This is a genomic window from Brachyspira sp., assembly GCF_050873525.1.
Taxonomy (GTDB): Bacteria; Spirochaetota; Brachyspiria; order Brachyspirales; family Brachyspiraceae; genus Brachyspira.
Map to the genome: position 1 here is coordinate 1 of NZ_JBNMIZ010000234.1, position 3,938 is coordinate 3,938.

The following is a 3,938-nucleotide window of genomic DNA, read 5'->3' on the forward strand; positions in this document are numbered from 1 at the left end:
ATCAATACATCTTTTTAAATATTTTTCAACATTATAAACTGGAACTATTATACTGATTTCCGGATTCATTCCCCTTTTTCCTCTCTATAATTTCTTAAATTTAGGAACTATTCTTTCCTCATACTCACTTATTGGTGGTAACCAATTAAATATTTTTAATTTTTTAATTAAAAATATTCTAAAAAAATTTTATCGTTATTACAAAATAAAAACTATCATTGAACTTTACTTTTTAATCGTCATTGCGAGCGATAGCGTGGCAATCCAAACAAAAAAATAACTTTTTTATTTGTGGATTACTTCGGTTTTTTGCCTACGGCGTCAAAACCTCGTAATGACGAAAAACGCATGTCATTGCGAGGCATTGAAAATGCCGAAGCAATCCAAACAAAGTGGATTACTTGACATTGTCCGACTTCACTCTGTGTGCCGTTGGCAAGTCGCTGGCTATCGCTCGTTCCCTACAGGACGCCTACGGCGAATGACAAAAAACGCATGTCATTGCGAGGACAAAGTCTGAAGCAATCCACTATTAATAGAGTTAAATTTTAAAATAAAATTTCACCAAACATTTATTTTATTTTTTATTAAAAAATTTTGTTAAATCTTTTCAAATATTAAGAAAGCTCATAAATCGTAATATCCTCAAAATCTGACATAAAATCTCTTATAAAAATATCCTTCGTAAAAATCACTACGGGAATATTATAATTTTTGGAATATTCTTTTATAAACAATAAAGCCTCTTTTGTTCGGTTATTGTCGAAAGTTATAAACGGGTCGTCAAGCAGTATAAATCTTCCCGCTTGATGAATTTTCGTAAGTATCGAAAGACGCATTGCTATATAAACGGCGTCCTTTGTGGCGGAAGATAAAAGTTCGACATTTCGCATTTCATTTTGTTTATCTTCGACTGCAATTTTATCTTTATCGAATCCCGACATTATTATTCCTTCGTTCGATAAATTTTTTCCCGTGATATGATTGTATAAAACTTTTGCCTCGTTAGAAAGCGAATGAAATATATCGTCATTTTTTTTATTTATATTCAAAAGCATTTCTTCCAATAATTTCAAAGCCTTTCTTCTTTTATTCAAATTAATTATTTCTTCTTTTATTTGCGCCAATTTGCTTTCAAAATTGATTATATCGGCATGAATATTATCGGAGTTATTAAGTTCGCCTTCGATATACGAAATATTATTTTTTATTTTATTTATTTCTTCTTTTAAAATATTTATTTCCGCTTCAAAATTTTTTAAGTCGTTTTCTATTTTTTTAATTTCCATTTCGTTATAATCGTTAGGATTGACTCCTTTGTCGTCAAGTTCTTTCAATATTCTTATGCAATCCGTTTCGAGCAATTCTATATTTTTAAATCCTAATCTTCTGGCTTCTGCGATTAATTTTTTATAATTTTCTTCGTTTTCTTTAAGTAATAAATCGTAATTATATTTTATCTCATAATATTCTTCTTTATTTTTTACTTTCAATTTATCGAAAAGTCGAGAGAGCAAATTATTTTCATTTTCAAATTCTTTTAAATTATTTTCAAGTTCAAAATCATAATTTTCAATTTCTTCGTTATTATTTTCCGTCATTATGATTTCAATTCTGGCAAGTTCTTTATTTAAAATATCTTTCAAAATTAAAATATTCGTTTCTTCAATATTTAATTCGGGCAAACTTTCCAATATCTCTTTTACAGATTTAGAATTTTTATTTTGTTTAATAAGATTTTCTTTAACAAACATAAAAGGAATTATTGGAAGAATTATAACAAGCCATAAAGGATTTTTGAAATATAAAGCTAGCAAAGAAGAAGTAAAAGCGACTGTTATAAAAAATATTATTTTTGGAATTTTTTTATTTTTTTGAATCGATTCCTCAATTTTTTTTAAAGCGTTTTCTATTCTTATTTTTACGCTTTCGTAATCAGTTTTTCGTTTTTCTTTTTCGTCCGCCGATTTTTTCAAAGCCTCGATTTTTCCGTTTATATAAGAAATATTGGTTTTTAATTCTTCAATTTTTTTTGTTCTTCCGTTTATTTCGCTGGAATAATCGTTTTTAAAAATTATATTCTTACTTAAAAAATCGTCCGCTTTATTAAAATCGTTTATTTGTTTTAATAGATTTAATTTTATATTTTTTGTCTCCGATTCTTTTTTTGATTTCATTAAAGAATATAATTTTTTTTGTTCTTCAATTTTTTCTTTTAAAATATTTTCATGCAAAAATAAATTTTCTTTCAACTCTTTCAAATTGTCTTTTTTATTAACGGAAGTTTTTATTTTATGATATAAATTATTCAATATCTTATCAATTTCATTTTTTTCATTTTCCAAAATATTTAATCTATAAAAAATCGAATTTTGAGCTTTCCCAGAATATTCGGCTTTTATTTCCGAAACCATTTTTCCAATATCAATATCCGAAGAAAATAATTTTTTCTTTATTTCGCTTTCCCAGTCTTTAGAATCTTTTTTGCTGTCCGACATTTCAAAAATTATTTCGCTCTGCCTTATCGCGTATAAATTATTATAAGATTGAGGATGGAGTTTTAAATTATCTGGAATTTTTGGCTCTGAAGAAATTTCTATATCGTTTCCGTATCTTAATTTTATTTGTTTTGAAAACGCGCTTACTCTTTTATTTTCCGAAAATAGTAACATAAGCGAATCGAATATTGTAGTTTTTCCAGATTCGTTTTCTCCGTAAAATAAAGTAATTCCGTCCGATATTTTAAAAGACTGATTTTTAAATTTTCCGAATTTATTTAATTTTAAAATCATATATTCCCGCTTAATTTTTATTTTTTATTTTTCTATTTTTTATTTTGTAATGCCAAAGAAATTTTTTCAATTCCGATTCTTTTTGCAAGTTCGATAATTTCTAAATCTTCCTCGCTGTCGCTTTTAAATTCAAGATTATCTGCTACAAATAAAAATTCTTTTATTATATTTTCGTTTAATGCATTTTCAAGAAAAAATAAATTAGAATTTTTTATGTTTATCTCTTGCACAAATTCAAAATATTTATTTATAATTTCTTTCTTTTTTATTTCAAGTTGAATTTCGTCTTCGATAATTCCGTAAACATTAATATCGATTATATCTTTATCGCTCCAATTTTTAGATATAATTTCAATTTTAGATTCCATATCGGCTACATTTAAATCGTAAATTCTATATTCTCCCGCAGATTTTAAATCGATATAATTTTTAGTTATAGAATTGTTGTCTATATTCAAAGCCAAACATTTTCTAATTCCCGTTTCCGATTTACTTTTTCTCCAAACTCGCGCCGAACCAGAATATATTATATTTATGTTTTCAATATTTATTTCCATCTGTTTGTGAATATGTCCTATTACGGCAAGATTAGGATTAACTTTTTTAATTATTTCTATCGGTATAAATGCGGATTCTTCATTTTCTTCAATCGCCCATAAAGTTCCTTCGACTATTCCATGCCCGAAAAATATTCTGTTTTTTTCTTTTAGGTTTTCTATTTTTTTAATAAAATCGTTATCAATATTATAATTTTCATTGTAGGCAATGGCGACTATATCTAAATTTTCCATATTGATAAAATCTGCATTTTCTATTATTTTTATGTTATCGGCGAATTTCAATTTGCTTAAATTTATTCCTCCAGATTTTAAATATTCATGATTTCCTTTGAGCAGATAAATATTTTTATTATAGATTTCAGATTTTTTTGAAAATTCTTCTTTAAGTTTTTCCGCATCCTCGAATGTATTGAAAGTGTCTCCGAGTAAAAATAAAGCGTCATAGTTTTTTGCATTTTCTAAAATTTCTTCAAACACGGAAAAAGAATAAGATTTTTCCGAAGCGCTTAAATGCAAATCCGATGCGATTAATATTTTTGGCATAATAAAATTTCTCTAATTATTTATTTTTTATTTTGTTTATTTA

The 3,938-nt window shown here is 26.1% G+C and carries 2 protein-coding genes; both read right to left on the reverse strand.

Annotation, left to right across the window (positions count from 1 at the left end; all coding sequences use genetic code 11):
* Window positions 1-617: 617 nt before the first annotated feature.
* Entirely contained in the window at window positions 618-2,792 is a 2,175-nt protein-coding gene (locus ACR0QS_RS11790) for an ATP-binding protein (RefSeq protein ID WP_432633647.1), read from the reverse strand.
* A gap of 32 nt (window positions 2,793-2,824) precedes the next feature.
* The gene (locus tag ACR0QS_RS11795; protein WP_432633648.1) at window positions 2,825-3,895 is read right to left on the reverse strand and encodes a metallophosphoesterase; all 1,071 of its coding nucleotides are present in this window, start codon (window positions 3,893-3,895) and stop codon (window positions 2,825-2,827) included.
* Window positions 3,896-3,938: the final 43 nt, after the last annotated feature.